Source organism: Brevundimonas sp. BR2-1, assembly GCF_037626195.1.
Lineage (GTDB): Bacteria > Pseudomonadota > Alphaproteobacteria > Caulobacterales > Caulobacteraceae > Brevundimonas.
Window position 1 is genome coordinate 18,240 of sequence record NZ_JARKMV010000004.1, and the last position, 14,742, is coordinate 32,981.

Genomic DNA, 14,742 nt, shown 5'->3' on the forward strand with positions numbered 1-14,742 from the left:
GGGGCGCAGCCCCCTCCGGTTCAGCCTAGCCGCATTTGGAGTAACCGCATTCGAAGCAGGTGTCGCAGCCTTCCTTGCGGACCATGCCGGGTATTCCGCAGCGCGGGCAGCAGGCTTTTGAGCCCGCCGTGGCGGTCGGAGGGACCGCGGGAGCGGTTTCGGCGGCTTCGGACTCCGCGCAGGCGGCGGCGTCACGCGCGAGGTGGCGCTCGATCACCCCCCCGATCGCCGCCAGCAGGGAGGGAACGTAGCGGCCATTCAGCCAGCCGCCGCCCCGGGGATCGAACACCGCCTTCAGCTCTTCGGCGACAAACGACACGTCCCCCCCGCGCCGGAACACGGCCGAGATCATCCGGGTCAGGCCCAGCGTCCAGGCGTAGTGCTCCATGTTCTTGGAGTTGACGAAGATCTCGAACGGCCGCGGTCCGTCCGGCCCTTCGACGTCGTTGATGGTGACGTAGACAGCGTGCGGGCTGTCGGGCCATTTGATCTTGTAGGTCGAGCCGGTCAGCGCCTCGGGCCTCGGGCTCAGGCGAATTTCGGCCGGCGGGGTCGGGGCCGGCGCAGCAGCCGGCGTGGCCGAGAGCACCGAGCCGGTGACGGCGTTCGGCCGATAGGTGGTCAGACCCTTGCAGCCCAGCCGCCAGCCTTCGACATACACATCTGCGAAATCGTCGAAGGCGATGTCCTCAGGGCAGTTGACGGTCTTGGAGATCGAACTGTCGATCATCTCCTGGGCCGCCGCCTGCATGCGCAGATGCTGGGCCGGGGTCAGGGTCTGGGCGGTTACGAAACTGTCGGCGGGCGGGGGCGCGTCGCCATGCAGGCGCTTCCAGACGGTCAGGGCGTAGTCCTCGACGGCCTCCTCGCGTTTCGTGCCGTCGGGCTGCAGCACCTTGCGGGTGTAGGCGAAGGCGAACACCGGCTCGACGCCGGATGAAACGTTTCCGGCCATCAGCGACGTGGTGCCGGTCGGGGCGATCGAGGTCAGGCAGCCGTTGCGCAGGCCGTGCCGGGCGATCAGCGCCCGCGTCTCCTCGTCGAGTTCGAGCAGGTTCGGCCGATCGAGCACGGCGGGATCATAGAGTGGGTAGGGACCCTTCTCGCCGGCCAGCTCGGCGGAGGCGCGATAGGCCTCGCGTTTGATCACGCCCAGCCAGCGCCGGGTCATCTCAGCCGCCGTTTCCCCGCCATAGGGGACCCCGCAGAACACAAGAGCGTCGGCGAGGCCGGTGACGCCGAGGCCGAGCCGCCGCTTGGCCCGGGCCTCCTCGGCCTGGGCCTCGAGCGGGAAACGCGAGACGTCGATGACGTTGTCGAGGAAGCGGATCGCCGTGCGGGTGAGGTCGCCAAGCCGGTCCTCGTCCAGCGCCGCCCCCGGCTCGAAGGGACTGTCCACGAGCCGCGCCAGGTTGATCGAGCCCAGCAGGCAGGCGCCGTAGGGCGGCAGCATCTGCTCGCCGCACGGGTTGCTGGCCGAGATGGTCTCGACGCCGGCCAGGTTGTTCCGCTCGTTGACCCGGTCGATGAAGATCACGCCCGGCTCGGCGACGTCGTAAGTGGCCTGCATCAGCCGGGCCCACAGGTCGCGCGCCGGCACGGTGCGGTATGTCTCGCCGCCGAAGACCAGCGGCCAGTCCGCTCCGGCCTCCAGCGCCCGCATGAAGGCGTCAGGAACCAGCACCGAGACGTTGAAATTCCTCAGCCGCGCCGGGTCGCGCTTGGCGTCGATGAAGGCTCCAATGTCCGGATGGTCGATGCGCAGGCAACCCATCATGGCGCCTCGTCGCTGGCCGGCCGACAGAATGGTGCGGCACATGGAGTCCCACACGTCCATGAAGCTCAGTGGTCCCGAGGCGTCGGCCCCGACGCCCTTCACCGGCGCGCCCGATGGTCGGATGGTCGAGAAGTCCATGCCGACGCCGCCGCCCTGCTGCATGGTCACGGCCGCCTCGCGCACGGCGTCGAAGATGCCGTCCAGTTCATCCGGCACGGCTCCCATGACGAAGCAGTTGAACAGGGTCACGGCCCGGCCGGTGCCGGCCCCGGCCATGATCCGCCCGGCGGGCAGGAACTGGAAGTCGGACAGGGCCTCGGCGAACCGCTCGCGCCAATGCCGCCTCAGCTTCGGGGTCTCGGCCTCGGCGATGGCCGCCGCCACCCGCGCCCAGGTCTGTTCCACCGTGTCGTCGCCGGCCCCTTCGGCCGGCTTGAAGCGATATTTGCTGGACCAGATGTCGGCCGCGAGCGGATTGTCGAACGCCATGGATGTCTCCTTCCCCCGAAGGCTGACCGATTCCCTTCGGCGCGGGATTGTTCGGGCGCAACGACGCGACAATCCGCGTCCGCCACGGGGGTCTTTCAAGGAGATGAGTCCATGCAATCCCCGCGTCTCGACCTCATTCCCGAAGCCGATCCGGGCGTCCTGCGGCGCTGGGGTGTCGCGGACTGCGACCAGGTCGACCGCCGCGCCATGACCCGCAGCCTCACCCTTCTTCTGGACGACGAGGTCGCGCCGCCGGCGGACACGACCCGTCTGATCCGCCACATCCGCGACCGCTATCATCGCGCCCTTGTCGGGGTGATCGAGGACGCCGTCGCGCTGGCGACCGCTTGCGAGGCCGCGCATAGCCGGGAGGACTTGTGGCCGCACGGCCTGTGCGATCGGCTGGTCGAGATTCTCGAAGCGCTCGAGCACCATCAGCAGCGCGAGGACGCCGTCGTCTTCCCCTTGCTGCTGGCCGACAAGCCGCAGGCGGCAGAGGCGGCGCGGATCATGGAGGCCGAACACGCCCGGATCCGCAGGCTGCTCGACGCCCTGCTCGTCCTTACGCAGGGCTTTAAGGTTCCCGCGCAGGCCTGCGCCAGTTGGCGCGTGCTGTATGTCCTGTGCTGCAAGATCAACGCCGACATCCGCGAACAGATGAGACTGGAGGAAGGTGAACTGTTCTCGCCCCACATCCGGGAATCTACGGAGGCTTCTGTTTGTTCGGACGCAATGTTCAGGTGACGGAGAAGACTAGAAGAGATGCATGCCGCGAACATCTCGCGCATTCACTTTTAAGGTCCAAGTCATGTTCCTGAAACTTCTCCCCACGGTATGCGCGGCCGCCGCGCTGATCGCCGCCACGCCGGCCGCCGCGGGCGAACACGTCGTTCAGATGCTGAACCGCGGGGCCGGCGGGGCGATGGTCTTCTCGCCCGCGCTCGTCCAGGCGCGGCCGGGCGACACCATCCGCTTCGTCCCCACCGATCCGGGCCATAACGCCGAAACGATCGCCGGAATGATCCCGGCGGGCGCGACGGTCCAGCGCGGTCCCATGGGCCGCGAGTTCGTCCTGCGGGTAACCCAGTCCGGGGTCTATGCCGTGAAGTGTGCGCCGCACTACAGCATGGGCATGGTCGCCCTGATCCAGGTCGGACCGGCCGGTTCGAATCTGGAAGCGGTCCGGACGGCCGTGGCCCGCACGCCGCCGCTGGCGCGCCGGCGGTTCACCGAGATGCTGACCCGGGTCCGCTGACCCGAGGCAAGGGAAGGCCGGCCTTCAGGGGTCGGCCTTCAGCCACGCTATAGCAGGACCGTCGGATCAGCCGACGCCGTTCTCCGCCAACTGGGTCAGGGCGCGGGGGTCGCGAACGACAATCCGGCGCCGGGCGCTGCCGGTCACGCCTCGTTGATCCAGGGCCGCCAAGGTTCGGCTGACCGTATGCAGGGTGGAGCCGGCCATTTCGGCGAGATCCTGACGGGTGATCGGAAAATCGATCTCGATGCCGGCGCTGGTGGGCCGCCCGGCCTTTTCCATCAGGCGCAACAGGGTACGCGCGATCCGCTGCTCCACCCGTTCGCCCGTCAGTTCGCCCATCCGACTCTGGAGGTCCATCAGGCGCGCCCCGGCGGCGGCCGTCGAACGCAGTCCGATCTCGGGATGCTGCCGGATAAGCTGGCGCAGCGCCGGAATGGTCCACCAGATCTCGACGCTGTCGATCACCGCGACGGCGTCAGCAGGAAAGGCCTGGTTCATCAGGGCGGCGACGGTGCCGTACATTTCGCCCGGTCCGATGAAGCGGAGAACCGACTGCCCGCCATCCGCCCGGGTCTGGACGATCTTGACCCGGCCCTCCAGCAGGCTGTGGCCGCTGACCCCCGGGTCGCCCTGGGCGAAGATGCGGGTTCCGGCGGAAAGCCGCCGCACCGAACCCGCCGCGACCACGACCTGCAGCGCTTCGGGCGCCAAGCCGGAAAACATCTCGGAGCGCCTCAGGATCTCGATGTCGAAAGCGACGGGCATGGGCGAATCCGCGGACCGCCGACGGCGACGGCCATCTCACCAGAGCGTCCGCGAGACGCCGGGTCGACTCCGGTAAACTCCCTAGGGAGCACTCCCGAATATCGGCGGGGCGTGGCGGGACCTTAGTTTGGGGGCCTCAAGTTCATCGGACCACCTCCATGACCGCTCTGCGCATTTGCGACATCACCGACCGGCCAGTTGCGACGCCGCGCGCGGAAACGCCGGACTGCCACCTGTGCGATGTCTTCGCGAACGCGTCGGCAGCCCCGCGATCCCCCTTCGCGCCGGGCGAACAGCTGTTCCGGCAAGGCGATCCGGTTCGGCTGGTCTATCGCGTTCTGAAGGGCGCGGCGGTCAGCTACCGGCTTTTCAGCGACGGGCGCCGCCAGGTCACCGGCTTCCACCTTCCCGGGGACTTCGTCGGTCTGGAAGCTGGTGTCGAACACGCCACCACCGCCGAGGCCCTGAGCACCGTCCATGCCTCGGCGATCGAGCGCGCGGAACTGGCTGAGCGCGCCGCCACGGACATCGGCCTGGCCCGAGCCCTGTGGCAGGTCACCGTTCGGGCGGTTCAACGGAGCGAGGACCACGCCCTGATTCTGGCCCGGCAGGGCGCGACCGAACGCGTCGTCGCCTTCCTGCTCGAATTCGCCGGACGTCTGGGGCATCCGGAATTCATCGACCTGCCGATGACGAGGCAGGACATCGCGGACCATGTCGGCCTGACCATCCACACCGTCTCGAGGACGCTGTCCCAGCTGCAGGCCGACGGACTGATCGAGGCGCGTTCGACAAGGCATGTGCGGCTGCTGCAGCGCGGTCGCATGGAGTCCATCTGCGCGTGACCTCCCTGACCGACAAACAGGCGCCGCGCCCGGCCGTCTTCCTGGTCGATGACGACCCGGCGGTCGCGCACGCCGTGCAATTCTCCTTCGACCTCGAGGGCCTGGACGTCCGCAGCTTCAGGGACGCCGAGACCCTGCTGGCCTCGGAGGCCTTGCCGGACAAGGGCTGTCTGATCCTGGACTATCACCTGCCTGGTGTGGACGGACTGGGCCTGCTCGAGCGGCTGCGTGAGAACGGCGTGCGCCTGCCGGCGGTTTTGATCACGACCAACCCCCGCCCCCATCTGAGGGCGCGCGCGGCGGCCGCCGGTGTTCCGATTATCGAAAAACCCCTGCTCTCCGACGCCCTCCTGAGTGCGGTGCGCAGCGCGCTGTCTCACAGTGACCAGGCGCCGACCGCCCCTGCGCCATAGCGGGGACACCCGGGCAGCCGGACCTTCAGCCCATCTTCAGCCCATCCGGCGGCGGGAGCATCCTGAGTGTTGAGGCGCGGGATATGGCCTCACCCTGAGCAGCGCCACGCCTGCGGCGGCGGTCGCCGCCGCAGCCAGCAGGCTCGCCGCGGAGACGATGCACAGGATGCAGTGGCCGGTCCCGGGTCCGCAAAGGCTCGCGGCTATGGCCATGTGGTTGGCGGCTGCGAAGGCGCAGACGGCGCCCGAGGTCGCCAGGAACGCGCCTGACACGATCAGAGCGCCGCCGAGTATCTGTGATTCCTGGGTGTCGTCGCGTTGCATCCGGGCCTCCTGCTTTTGTTGAAACCATGTTTTTCAGGCGTGGGCTTTGCGTTGGCGCAAAGCGGCGGGCGGCGAGTCGGGGCACGCAGCAGGGACTCTCTCATCGAGGCCCAACGAATGCCGACCACCGTCTCAAGGAATGCCGACACGCCGGGCGACGTGACCGCCCTGTACCTCTTCCTGGGCGCAGCGGCGATCGTGGCTCTGCTCGCGACCGCCTTCACCGACGATGCGGCCTTCCGCTTCCACGGCTATTTCCTGATGGCGGCCTCGGTCGTGGCCCTGGCGGCCATGACCATTGGCGTCGCAAACGGGCGTTTCCGGTCGGATCCCGACCGGTATGAGGACGGGGTGATTCGCGCCGGCGTCATCGCCACCATGTTCTGGGGCGTCATCGGCATGACCGTCGGGGTCCTGATCGCCGCCCAGCTTTCGTGGCCGGATATCTTCTATTTCCCGGAGCACGGCTGGCTGAACTTCGGCCGCCTGCGCCCCCTGCATACCTCGGGGGTGATCTTCGCCTTCGGCGGCAACGCCCTGATCTGCACCTCATTCTGGGTGGTGCAGCGGACTTGCAAGGCGCGACTGGCGGGCGGGATCTGGCCGTGGTTCGTCTTCTGGGGCTACCAGCTGTTCATCGTCCTGGCGGCGACCGGCTATGTCGCCGGCATCACCCAGTCGCGCGAATACGCCGAGCCCGAGTGGTACGTCGACCTGTGGCTGACCATCGTCTGGGTCGCCTATCTGCTGGTCTTCCTGGGCACGATCTGGAAACGCAAGGAGCCGCATATCTATGTGGCCAACTGGTTCTACCTGGCCTTCATCGTAACCGTCGCCCTGCTGCACCTGGTCAACAACGCAGCCGTGCCGGTCGGCATGCTGGAGGCGCGCAGCTATTCGGCCTTCGGCGGCGTCCAGGACGCCCTGGTGCAATGGTGGTACGGCCACAACGCCGTCGGCTTCTTCCTGACCGCCGGCTTCCTGGCGATGATGTACTATTTCGTGCCCAAGCGGGTCGGGCGGCCGGTCTATTCCTACCGCCTGTCGATCGTCCACTTCTGGTCGCTGATCTTCATCTATATCTGGGCCGGGCCGCACCACCTGCACTACACGGCCCTGCCGCAGTGGGCGCAGACCTTGGGCATGACCTTCTCGATCATGCTGTGGATGCCGTCCTGGGGCGGGATGATCAATGGCCTGATGACCCTGTCGGGGGCGTGGGACAAGCTGCGCACCGACCCGGTGGTCCGCATGATGGTCGTGGCCATCGCCTTCTACGGCATGTCGACCTTCGAGGGGCCGCTGATGTCTATCCGGACGGTCAACGCCCTGTCGCACTACACCGACTGGACCATCGGCCACGTCCACTCCGGCGCCTTGGGCTGGGTCGGCTTCATCAGCTTCGGGGCGATCTACTGCCTGGTCCCGTGGCTCTGGAAGAAGGACCGGCTGTACTCGAACGCCCTGGTCGAGTGGCATTTCTGGATCGCGACCACCGGCATCGTTCTCTACATCACCGCGATGTGGGTCTCCGGCATCATGGAAGGCCTGATGTGGCGCGAGTACACGCCCGACGGCTTCCTCGCGAACAGCTTCATCGAGACCGTATCGGCCAAGCATATCCAGAACGTCATCCGCACCATCGGCGGTCTGATGTTCCTGAGCGGCACGCTCATCATGTCCTACAATCTGTGGCGAACGATCCGCATGCCGTCCTCGCGCACCGCCGCGAACGTGCCGGCGACGACGATCGAGCCGCAACTCCTGCCGGCCGAGTGAGGATCGCCCCATGTCCATGTGGAAGAAGCACGCGAAATTCGAACGTCACTCGCTCTGGCTGGTGATAGGCATCACCATCGTCGTCTCTATCGGCGGCATCGTCGAGATCGCCCCGCTGTTCTGGGTCGAGAGCACGATCGAGGAGGTCGAAGGCGTCCGTCCCTATACGCCGCTCGAGCTGGCCGGCCGCGACATCTATATCGGCGAGGGCTGCTACAGCTGCCACTCGCAGATGATCCGCCCGCTGCGCGACGAGGTCGAACGTTACGGCCACTACAGCCTCGCCGCCGAGAGCATGTATGACCACCCCTTCCAGTGGGGCTCCAAGCGCACAGGCCCGGATCTGGCGCGTGTGGGGGGCAAGTATTCGAACGAATGGCATCTCGAGCATCTGATTGACCCGCGCGCCGTGGTGCCGGAGTCCAACATGCCGCCCTACCGCTTCCTGGCCGACCAGGACCTGGACCAGCACGCCATCAAGGCGAAGCTTCGGGCCATGCTGGCGGTCGGCGTTCCCTACACGGCCGATCAGGTCGAGAACGCCGAGGCGGATCTGAACGCCCAGGTCGATCCGTTTGCGAGCGAGACCTCGGAACTGCGGAGCCGTTACGGGCCCAAGGTGGTGCAGGGCGACTTCGACGGGGACCCGTCCCGCCTGACCAAGATGGACGCCCTGATCGCCTATCTTCAGCAACTCGGCACCCAGGTCGATTTCCGGACCTACCAGGCCGAAGACCCGGAGAACATGCGATGAGCGGGCTCGACTACGAAGCCGTGGCGCGGTTCGCCCAGCAAGGCGGCACCCTCTATTTCGGGGCCATCTTCATCGCTGGACTGGTCTACGCCCTGTGGCCCAAGCACGGGGAGGCGTTCCGCCGCCTCTCCCATCTGCCGCTCGAAAATGACGAGGACGAGCATGTCTGAACGCGAGCGCGACGATCATTCCGGCGTCGAGACGACCGGACATGAGTGGGACGGCATCAAGGAGCTGGACAATCCGCTGCCGCGTTGGTGGCTGTGGATCTTCTACGGCTCGATTGTGGTGGCCGTCGTCTACTGGGTGCTGATGCCGGCATGGCCGGGCCTGAACGGCTACACGCCCGGGGTGCTGAAGCAGTCCGACCGCATCGACGTGGTCGAGCAGCTGAATGCGTTGCAGGCGCAGCGGGGCCGCGGCGAGACCCTGCTGATGTCGGCGTCGCTGGAGCAGATCGAGTCGAATCCGGACCTGCAGGCCCATGCTCTCGCGGTGGGCCAGTCGGTCTTCGGAGACAACTGCGCCAGCTGTCACGGCGTCGGCGGGGGCGGAGCCAAGGGTTATCCGAACCTGCGTGACGACGTCTGGCTGTGGGGTGGGACCCTGGCCGAGATCGAACACACGATCCGGGTCGGCGTCCGGTCGGCTCACCCGGAGACACGGATGTCGCAGATGCCGGCGTTCGGACGGGACGGCATGCTCAACGCGGGCCAGGTTTCCGATCTGACGGAGTATGTGATGGCGCTGTCCGGGCGTCAGGCTGACGCCGCTGCGGTCGGTCGGGCGCAGCAGCTCTATACCGACAACTGCGCGGCCTGCCATACGCCGACGGGGGTGGGCGACCGGACGCTGGGGGCTCCCAACCTCACCGATCGCGAATGGCTGTTCGGCTCGGACCGGGAGTCCATTCGGGGCCAGATCCAGAACGGCCGCAACGGGGTCATGCCGACCTGGGAGGGCCGTTTCTCACCCGCCGTTATCAAGGCGCTTGCCGTCTATGTCCACGTCAACGCCGGCGGCGGCGAGACCACCGGCGCGAGTGAAGCCGCCGCGCCATGACCATCATCATCGACCGGACCCGCGAGCGGCCGGCGACGGCGGGTCCGGTCTCGGTCGCCGAACGCCAGCGCGAGAAGGCGCGGCCCAAGGGTCTCTACCAGGCCCGCGTGCCGATCTATCCCAAGCTGGTCCACGGCCGGTGGCGGTGGATCAAATGGACCCTGCTGATCGCCATGCTTGCGATCTACTACATCACGCCCTGGATCCGCTGGGACCGTCCGGGCGCCCTGCCTGACCAGGCCGTGCTGGTCGATTTCGACGGCGGTCGCTTCTACTTCTTCATGATCCAGCTTTGGCCGCAGGAGGTGTATTTCATCACCGGCCTGCTGGTGATCTCGGCGCTGGCGCTGTTCCTCGTCACCGCCCTGTTCGGGCGGCTATGGTGCGGTTACGCCTGTCCACAGACGGTGTGGACCGATCTCTACATCTACATCGAGCGGATGTTCGAAGGCGACCGCAACGCGCGCATGCGGCTGGACGCGGCGCCGATGTCCTTCAACAAGCTGTGGCGCAAGACCGGAAAGCATCTGGTGTGGATCGGCGTCGCCTTCGGCACGGGCGGGGCATGGATCTTCTATTTCCACGACGCGCCCGACCTGATCCGCACCTTCTGGATCGGGACCGCGCCGATGACGGCCTATGTGTCGTGCGCCGTCCTGACCTTCACCACCTACGTCTTCGCCGGCCATATGCGCGAGCAGGTCTGCACCTATATGTGCCCATGGCCGCGCATCCAGGGGGCCATGCTGGACGACCAGTCGTTCCAGGTGACTTACCGCTACGACCGCGGCGAGCCGCGGGGGCCGCACAAGAAGACTGAGTCCTGGGACGGCCGCGGCGACTGCATCGACTGCAACCAGTGCGTCGTGGTCTGCCCGATGGGCATCGACATCCGCGACGGGGCGCAGCTGGAGTGCATCAACTGCGGCCTGTGCATCGACGCCTGCAACGAGGTCATGGACAAGGTCGGGCGGCCCCGCGGGCTGATCGCCTATGACACCGACTCGGCGGTCGCGGCGCGCAACTGCGGTCAGAAGCCGGAGCATAAGCTGATCCGGCCGCGCACCCTCTACTACGGCCTCGCGCTGTTGCTCGTCGGGGGTCTGATGATCTGGGGCTTCAGCACCCGGGAGCAGCTGGGCGTCCATGCGCTGCGGGACCGGAACCCGGCCTATATCCGGCTGCACGATGGGGCGGTGCGCAACGGCTACACACTCAAGATCGCCAATCACGGGTTCGAAACGGCCGCCGTCGAGATCCGCTACGCCGGGGTTCCCGGGGCGGAGCTGAGGATCCCCGGCCAGCCGGGCGCCAATCCCTTGCGCGTCGAGGTCGAGCCGAACCGGGTCACGCCGCTGCGTATCTTCGTCACGGCGCCGGCCGACGAGGTCGGCGAGGGCAGCCGGGACGCGGCTTTCGAGATCCGTCTGGGCGACGAGACGATGACCGTTCCGACCGCCTTTGACTACGGGAGCCTGCCGCAATGAACGCCTCGACCCGGTCCGTGAAGCCGCCGTTCGCCGTCAAGGGATGGCATGTAGCGGCCGGCGTGGTGGCCTTCTTCGCCGTCGTTGTCGGCGTCGACGCCGGCTTCCTTGTGATGGCCTACCGCACCCATCCTGGTCAGGTCGCCCCTCGACCCTATGAGGCTGGCCTGATCTACAATGCCGAGCTTGAGCGATTGCGCGTACAGGACTCTCTCGGCTGGCGGGCGGGCGCCGAGGCCCGGCGGGACGGCCTTGATGTGCTGATGCAGGATCGCGAGGGCCGTCCGCTGACTGGCCTGAAGGTGTCGGCCACGCTGCAGCGGCCCGCCACCGAACAGGGCCGCGCGGAAGTCGTTCTCAATGAAGAAGCGCCCGGTCAGTACGGCGTCGACCGTGCCCTGTCCGGGGCCTGGGACGCCCGCATCGAGGCGGTGGACGGCGCCGGCCGCAGCTTCATCGCCGAGCGGAGGCTGACGTGGCCGTGACCTTCGAGGCGGCGACTGCGCCGGACATGTCGGCCTTCCTGCGGAAGACGGACGATGGCCGCGCGAGCGTCGACCTGCTGGTCACCGGCGCGCGCTGCGCGGGCTGCATCTCGAAGATCGAGCGCGAGGTGTCAGGTCTGCCCGGCGTTGAATCGGCGCGGCTCAATCTGTCGACCGGCCGGCTCGCCGTCGGTCTGGCCAACGCCCGGGTCGATCCGGCGCGGATCATCTCGGCGCTGGACCGGCTCGGCTATTCGGCCGCACCGTTCGATCCCGGCGCGGCCACGGCGCAGCGCGACCGCGAAGGCCGACGGCTGATCCTCGCCCTCGCCGTCGCCGGATTCGGCGCGATGAACGCCATGATGTTCTCGGTGCCGATCTGGGCCGGGCTGTTCGGCCAGGAACTCGGGCCCGCCACGCGCGCCATGATGATGTGGATGTCGGCGGCTGTGGGCGCACCCTGCGCCATCTTCGCCGGCATGACCTTCTTCCAGTCTGCCTGGCGGTCCTTGCGCGCGGGCCGGGCCAATATGGACGTGCCGATCTCGGTCGGGGTGATCCTGACGCTGGCGATCAGCTTCTCCGAGACCATCCTCAACGGCCGGGACGCCTATTTCGACGCCGCGGTCTCCCTGCTGTTCCTGCTGCTGATCGGACGTTGGCTCGATCATGTGCTCCGGGCGAAGGCGCGCAGCGCCGCCGGAGACCTGCTGGCCCTTCAGGCCCCGACGGCCCGCGTCGTGGACGCGCTCGGCCACGAGCGCACCGTCCCGCTGGGCGATGTCCGGCCCGGCGACATCCTTCGCGTTCGCCCTGGAGACCGCATCCCGGTCGATGGCGTTCTCGAGGCCGGAGAGGCGCTGATCGACAACAGTCTGCTGACTGGCGAGAGCATGCCCGAGCGGGTTACGCCGGGTGGGTTGTGCCGCGCCGGCGCCGTCAACACGGCCGGCCTGCTGACCCTGCGCGCCAGCGCCCGGTCGGAGGACTCCACCCTGTCCGCCATCGCCCGACTGGTCGAGGCGGGCGCGCAGTCGCGCTCGCGCTATGTCCGGCTCGCGGATCGCGCCGCCGCCCTCTATGTGCCGGTGGTGCACGCGGCGGCGCTTGCGACCTTCGCGGGAGGCTGGGCCCTGGGCCTGGACCCGCGGGAAGCCCTGATCCGGGCCGTCGCAGTTCTGATCGTCACCTGCCCCTGCGCCCTGGGACTGGCCGTACCGGCCGTTCAGGTGGTGGCGTCAGCGCGGCTGTTCCGCCGGGGTGTGCTGGTCAAGTCGGGAGCCGCGCTGGAGCGGCTGGCCGAGATCGACCACGTCGTCTTCGACAAGACCGGCGTGCTGACCGAGGGTCGCCCTGCGCTCGTGGGCGCATCGCAGACGGTGATCGCCATGGCGGCGCCGCTGGCTCGGGCCTCCAGTCACCCTATGGCGCGCGCCGTCGCGCGCGCGGCGGGGGAGGGGCCCCTGGCGAGGGATGTCGTCGAACACGCCGGTCTGGGGGTGGAGGGGCTGATCGGCGGGCGTCGCGCCCGCCTCGGCCGGGCGGCCTTCGTCGGCGCCCCGACCCTGAGATCGGGCGAAACGGAACTGTGGTTCGGCTTCGAAGGCGAGACAAAGGTCCGGCTGCAGTTCTCGGATATCGTCAGGCCGGACGCCGCCGCCGCAATCAAGGCGCTGGAGGATCGCGGAATCACGATGGAGATTCTGTCGGGCGATCAGGTCGGCGCCGTCAGCGCGGTGGCCGATGCGGTCGGGGTGGCGGGCTGGAAGGCGGGGATGCTGCCGCAGGAGAAGTCCGAGGCGATCGATCGTCTGGCCGCCGCCGGTCGCAAGGTGTTGATGGTCGGGGATGGCCTGAACGACGCCGCCGCACTGGCCAGGGCCCACGCCGCCATCGCGCCCGGCTCGGCGCTCGAGGCCAGTCAGAACGCCGCCGATCTGGTGCTCACCGGAGACGCGTTGATGACCATCGTTGAGGCGATCGACGTGGCCCGTGCGGCCCGTCGCCGCGCGCTGGAGAATTTCGGCTTCGCGGCCCTCTACAATCTGGTCGCCGCGCCGGCCGCCATGCTCGGCTTCGTCAATCCGTTCGTCGCCGCCCTGGCGATGTCCGGTTCGTCGCTGGTCGTCACCATCAACGCCCTTCGGGTGAGGGGCGGGCGATGAACATCATCTTCCTGTTGGCGCCGTTCTCGGTGCTGCTCGGTCTGGTCGCGGTGGGGGCCTTCGTCTGGACCCTGCGCTCCGGTCAGTACGACGACATCGAGGGAACGGCGGCGCGCATCCTGATCGAGGACGACGCGGACGCGGATTCGCCCGCGTCCTGAGGGCGGGACCGGCGTCCCGACTTCAGCGGCCGCTGGCCCCCAGCGCCCTGACCGAGGAAAGCCAGGCCTGCCGCCGCGCCATGGTCAGACCCTCGATATTGCCGATCAGCGTATCGCGGATAGGCCGGATGCCGACGAAGCCGAGGATGTTCCGCTTGAGGGCCTTGAGGCCGTGAGCGCCGAACCACAGCCGGAAGATGACCGCCGGCATGCCCATGGTTACGATGATCCGTGCGGAGCGGCCGGTGAGCCGCCCGCTCCTGGTCTGTCCGGGCTTGAAAGCGAAACCAGGTCGAAACATCTGCTCCAGCAGCGCCTTGAGCCGGGCCGGCGGCGCGCCGAGCCACAGAGGGTGGACAATCATCAGGTGTTCCGACCACGCCACCAGATCCTGGGCGTCGGTGAGGTCGGGACAGGCATGCGGCGCCTCCCAGGTGGCGCGGTCGAGCAGGATCGGGAAGTCCAGGTCCGCGAGACGCAGCAACCGGACCTCGTGTCCGGCCTCTCGCGCGCCGTCTGAATAGGCGTCGGCCAAGGCGTGGCAGAAACGCGCCGCGTCGCCGTCGGGATGTCCGTCGATGATGCCGATCCGCATCGGATTCACAGGGCTCGAAGCTGGGCGACCCGGAAGGTGTGCGTGGCTCCGTCCGGGGCCTGCAAGGATACGTACTCGCCCGGTATGAAACGCTCGTCGCCGAAGCGGAAGCCGGTCTCGTCGTGGGCGTCGCCGGGGAAATCCAGTATCCAGCCCCCGCGGCCGGAGCTCAACAACCAACCCGTCGCCACCGTCTCGTCCTTGTCGAAGCGACGGACGCGGCAGGATTTCTCTGTGGTTCGCGCCGCCTTCGGGTCCAGACGGCCAGCCGTATCCAGAGGCGCGACCAGGTCGTAGCCGCTGTGGGGATCGCCGTCGGGATGTCCGGGTTCCCGAGCAAGTTCAAGACGGATGTGGTGCAGGGCGCTGGTCATGGTCGTGTC

17 protein-coding genes are annotated in these 14,742 nt (G+C 67.9%); 12 read left to right on the plus strand and 5 right to left on the minus strand.

The genetic code is table 11. The annotated features are described in order from the left end of the window. Positions 1-25 precede the first annotated feature (25 nt). On the minus strand, positions 26-2,266 hold the full coding sequence (locus BrevBR_RS15140; RefSeq protein WP_340001484.1) for an adenosylcobalamin-dependent ribonucleoside-diphosphate reductase: 2,241 nt from the start codon (positions 2,264-2,266) through the stop codon (positions 26-28). 111 nt (positions 2,267-2,377) lie between these two features. On the opposite strand from BrevBR_RS15140, the gene BrevBR_RS15145 reads away from it, so the two are divergent. Both BrevBR_RS15145 and BrevBR_RS15150 read left to right on the plus strand, forming a co-directional pair. After that, positions 2,378-3,010, plus strand: a complete 633-nt coding sequence (locus tag BrevBR_RS15145; protein ID WP_340001485.1) for a hemerythrin domain-containing protein — start codon at positions 2,378-2,380, stop codon at positions 3,008-3,010. Positions 3,011-3,074: 64 nt separating this feature from the next. Further along, on the plus strand, positions 3,075-3,521 hold the full coding sequence (locus BrevBR_RS15150) for a pseudoazurin (protein WP_332638899.1): 447 nt from the start codon (positions 3,075-3,077) through the stop codon (positions 3,519-3,521). Positions 3,522-3,587: 66 nt separating this feature from the next. On the opposite strand, the gene BrevBR_RS15155 is transcribed toward BrevBR_RS15150, so the two are convergent. Further along, complete coding sequence (locus BrevBR_RS15155; RefSeq protein ID WP_332638898.1) at positions 3,588-4,289, minus strand: Crp/Fnr family transcriptional regulator; 702 nt, start codon at positions 4,287-4,289, stop codon at positions 3,588-3,590. Positions 4,290-4,447: 158 nt separating this feature from the next. Between BrevBR_RS15155 and BrevBR_RS15160 the strand changes: the two genes are divergently transcribed. Then, positions 4,448-5,134 carry a helix-turn-helix domain-containing protein gene (locus tag BrevBR_RS15160; RefSeq protein ID WP_332638897.1) on the plus strand — a complete coding sequence of 229 codons (687 nt, stop codon included), beginning with the start codon at positions 4,448-4,450 and terminating at the stop codon, positions 5,132-5,134. Further along, positions 5,131-5,547, plus strand: a complete 417-nt coding sequence (locus tag BrevBR_RS15165; RefSeq protein WP_340001486.1) for a response regulator transcription factor — start codon at positions 5,131-5,133, stop codon at positions 5,545-5,547. The genes BrevBR_RS15160 and BrevBR_RS15165 overlap by 4 nt, the downstream gene beginning before the upstream one ends. A gap of 36 nt (positions 5,548-5,583) precedes the next feature. On the opposite strand, the gene BrevBR_RS15170 is transcribed toward BrevBR_RS15165, so the two are convergent. Then, positions 5,584-5,871 (minus strand): hypothetical protein, encoded by a 288-nt coding sequence (locus BrevBR_RS15170; protein ID WP_340001487.1) that lies wholly within the window; start codon positions 5,869-5,871, stop codon positions 5,584-5,586. A 291-nt stretch (positions 5,872-6,162) separates the two neighbouring features. On the opposite strand from BrevBR_RS15170, the gene ccoN reads away from it, so the two are divergent. From ccoN to ccoS, 8 genes are read left to right on the plus strand one after another with little or no spacing between them, the layout of a single operon-like run. Beyond that, positions 6,163-7,650: a cytochrome-c oxidase, cbb3-type subunit I gene (gene ccoN / locus BrevBR_RS15175; RefSeq protein ID WP_442881300.1), complete on the plus strand. Its 1,488-nt coding sequence runs from the start codon at positions 6,163-6,165 to the stop codon at positions 7,648-7,650. A 10-nt stretch (positions 7,651-7,660) separates the two neighbouring features. Then, positions 7,661-8,404 carry a cytochrome-c oxidase, cbb3-type subunit II gene (gene ccoO / locus BrevBR_RS15180; RefSeq protein ID WP_332638894.1) on the plus strand — a complete coding sequence of 248 codons (744 nt, stop codon included), beginning with the start codon at positions 7,661-7,663 and terminating at the stop codon, positions 8,402-8,404. Next, positions 8,401-8,574, plus strand: coding sequence for a cbb3-type cytochrome c oxidase subunit 3 (locus BrevBR_RS15185; RefSeq protein WP_332638893.1), 174 nt, complete (start codon positions 8,401-8,403; stop codon positions 8,572-8,574). Before ccoO ends, BrevBR_RS15185 begins: the two co-directional genes overlap by 4 nt. Then, positions 8,567-9,466, plus strand: a complete 900-nt coding sequence (gene ccoP / locus BrevBR_RS15190; RefSeq protein ID WP_332638892.1) for a cytochrome-c oxidase, cbb3-type subunit III — start codon at positions 8,567-8,569, stop codon at positions 9,464-9,466. The genes BrevBR_RS15185 and ccoP overlap by 8 nt, the downstream gene beginning before the upstream one ends. Continuing rightward, positions 9,463-10,953: a cytochrome c oxidase accessory protein CcoG gene (gene ccoG, locus BrevBR_RS15195; protein WP_340001488.1), complete on the plus strand. Its 1,491-nt coding sequence runs from the start codon at positions 9,463-9,465 to the stop codon at positions 10,951-10,953. Before ccoP ends, ccoG begins: the two co-directional genes overlap by 4 nt. Then, positions 10,950-11,438: a FixH family protein gene (locus BrevBR_RS15200; protein WP_332639976.1), complete on the plus strand. Its 489-nt coding sequence runs from the start codon at positions 10,950-10,952 to the stop codon at positions 11,436-11,438. Before ccoG ends, BrevBR_RS15200 begins: the two co-directional genes overlap by 4 nt. A gap of 26 nt (positions 11,439-11,464) precedes the next feature. Then, a complete protein-coding gene (locus BrevBR_RS15205; protein ID WP_340001561.1) occupies positions 11,465-13,603 on the plus strand; it encodes a heavy metal translocating P-type ATPase in 2,139 nt (712 codons plus the stop codon). Further along, positions 13,600-13,764 carry a cbb3-type cytochrome oxidase assembly protein CcoS gene (gene ccoS / locus BrevBR_RS15210; RefSeq protein ID WP_332639977.1) on the plus strand — a complete coding sequence of 55 codons (165 nt, stop codon included), beginning with the start codon at positions 13,600-13,602 and terminating at the stop codon, positions 13,762-13,764. Before BrevBR_RS15205 ends, ccoS begins: the two co-directional genes overlap by 4 nt. Before the next feature lie 22 nt (positions 13,765-13,786). On the opposite strand, the gene BrevBR_RS15215 is transcribed toward ccoS, so the two are convergent. Beyond that, positions 13,787-14,359, minus strand: a complete 573-nt coding sequence (locus BrevBR_RS15215; RefSeq protein ID WP_340001489.1) for an NAD(P)H-dependent oxidoreductase — start codon at positions 14,357-14,359, stop codon at positions 13,787-13,789. 5 nt (positions 14,360-14,364) lie between these two features. Continuing rightward, the gene (locus tag BrevBR_RS15220) at positions 14,365-14,733 is read right to left on the minus strand and encodes a hypothetical protein (RefSeq protein ID WP_340001490.1); all 369 of its coding nucleotides are present in this window, start codon (positions 14,731-14,733) and stop codon (positions 14,365-14,367) included. Positions 14,734-14,742 lie beyond the last annotated feature (9 nt).